Genomic DNA, 2,245 nt, shown 5'->3' on the forward strand with positions numbered 1-2,245 from the left:
GTCTCTGTTCCTGGAGTTGGGGCCGGACGGTGTGCTGTCGGCGTTGGCTCAGGAGTCGGTGCCGGGGGGTGCCGTCACCGTGCCCGCCCTCCGTAAGGACCGCCCCGAGGAGGAGACCCTGGTCACCGCACTCGCACGGCTCCACGTCCAGGGCGTACGGGTGGACTGGCCGGACTTCTTCGCCGGAACCGGCGCCCGTACGGTCGACCTGCCGACCTACGCCTTCCAGCACGAACGGTTCTGGCCGAGGACCACCTTCCGGCCGGCCGACGCGACGGGCCTCGGGCTGACCTCGGCGGACCACCCCCTGCTCGGCGCCGCCATGTCCGTCGCGGGCTCCGACGAGCTCCTGCTGACCGGAACGCTCTCGCTGACCACCCACCCCTGGCTCGCCGACCATGTCGTCAGCGGCATGGTCTTCTTCCCGGGCACCGGCTTCCTCGAACTCGCCATCAGGGCCGCCGACCAGGCCGGATGCGACCGCGTCGAGGAACTGACGCTGGCCGCCCCGCTCATCCTGCCCAGCACAGGCGCCGTCCAGGTGCAGATCTCCGTCGGTGGCGCCGACGAGGAGGGCCGCCGCGAACTGCGCTTCTACACCCGCCCCGCGGAGGCGCGGGACGACGAGTGGACCCTGCACGCCTCCGGGCGGATCGGCAACGGGGAGCAGGTCCTCGGCTTCGACGGAGCCGTATGGCCGCCCAAGGGCGCCACCGTGGTGGACATCGAGGGCCTGTACGACCGCTACGCGAGCAACGGGCTCGACTACGGCCCGGTCTTCCGGGGCCTGCGCGCCGTCTGGCGCCGGGACGAGGAGATCTTCGCCGAGGTCGCCCTCGACCGGAGCGTCAGCGACGCGGACGAGTTCGGGATCCACCCGGCACTGCTCGACTCCGTCCTGCACAGCACCGTGTTCGCCAGCGCGGACGGAGACGACCGCAGCCTCCTGCCCTTCGCCTGGAACGGGGTGTCCCTGCACGCCTCCGGAGCCGCCACCCTGCGCGTCCGCGTGACCAGCAACGGCAAGGACTCCGTGCGGCTGGCCGCCGTGGACGTCCAGGGCGAACCCGTGATCTCCGTGGACTCGCTGCTCCTGCGCGCAGCGGGCCCGCAGGCGGTCGACGCCGACCGCCGCGACGAACTGAACTCCCTCTTCCGCGTCGACTGGACGCCCGCGACCCCGGAGAAGGCCGACACCGACACCATCTGGGCGGTGCTCGGCAGGGACGAACTGGGCCTGACCGCGGCACTCGCGTCGACCGGCGCCGCCCGGCTCGCCCCACCGGCCGCCACCCTCGCCGACCTGGCCGCCCGCGACGACGCAAAGACGCCCGGAACCGTCGTCGTTCCCCTGCGTGGCGACCGTGGGCGCGGCGCGGAGTCGGCCCACGAACTCGCTGAGTACACCCTCACGGTGATACAGGAGTGGCTGGCCGAGGAGCGGTTCGCCGGCTCCCGGCTGGTGTTCGTCACGCGCGGCGCGATGCCGGTCGCCGACGAGGACGCCGTCGATGTGGCGGCCGCCTCGGTGTGGGGCCTGGTGCGCTCGGCCCAGGCGGAGCACCCCGGGCGCTTCCTGCTGGTCGACGCCGACGACGCCGACGCCTCGGCCTCCGTGCTCCCCGCGCTGCCAGGACTGGCGGACGCCGACGAGCCTCAGGCCGTGGTCCGCGACGGAGCGCTGCGCGTCGGCCGTCTCACCAGGCTGGAGTCGGGCACGGGTCTGGTGCCGCCGGCCGACGGGCCGTGGCGACTCGGCAGCCGGGCCAAGGGCAGCCTCGACGGCCTGACCCTCGCTCCGTTCACCGAGGTGTTCGAACCGCTGCGGGGCCGCGAGGTCCGCATCGAGGTCCGTGCGGCGGGGGTCAACTTCCGCGATGTCCTCAACGCCCTGGGCATGTACCCCGGCGACGCCGGCCTGTTCGGCTCCGAGGCCGCGGGCGTCGTCGTCGGGACCGGACCCGACGTCACCGGCCTCCAGGTCGGCGACCGGGTCATGGGCATGCTCTTCGGCGGCTTCGGCACCCATGTGGTCGGCGACGAACGCATGATGACCCCCGTCCCCGAGGGGTGGTCGTGGGAGTCGGCGGCGTCGGTGCCGTTGGTGTTCCTGACGGCGTATTACGCGTTGGTGGAGCTGGGTGGGGTGTGTGCGGGGGAGAAGGTGCTGATCCATGCCGGTGCGGGGGGTGTGGGTATGGCGGCGATCCAGGTGGCGAGGTATCTGGGTGCGGAGGTCTTCGCG

At 72.9% G+C, this 2,245-nt stretch carries 1 protein-coding gene; it reads left to right on the top strand.

Going from position 1 to position 2,245, the window contains the following annotated elements; all coding sequences use genetic code 11:
* Positions 1 to 2,245, top strand: a 2,245-nt coding sequence (locus ABZ154_RS34935; protein ID WP_356838486.1) for a polyketide synthase dehydratase domain-containing protein, incomplete at both ends; no start/stop codon positions are given.

This window comes from Streptomyces sp. NPDC006261, assembly GCF_040613515.1.
Lineage (GTDB): Bacteria > Actinomycetota > Actinomycetes > Streptomycetales > Streptomycetaceae > Streptomyces.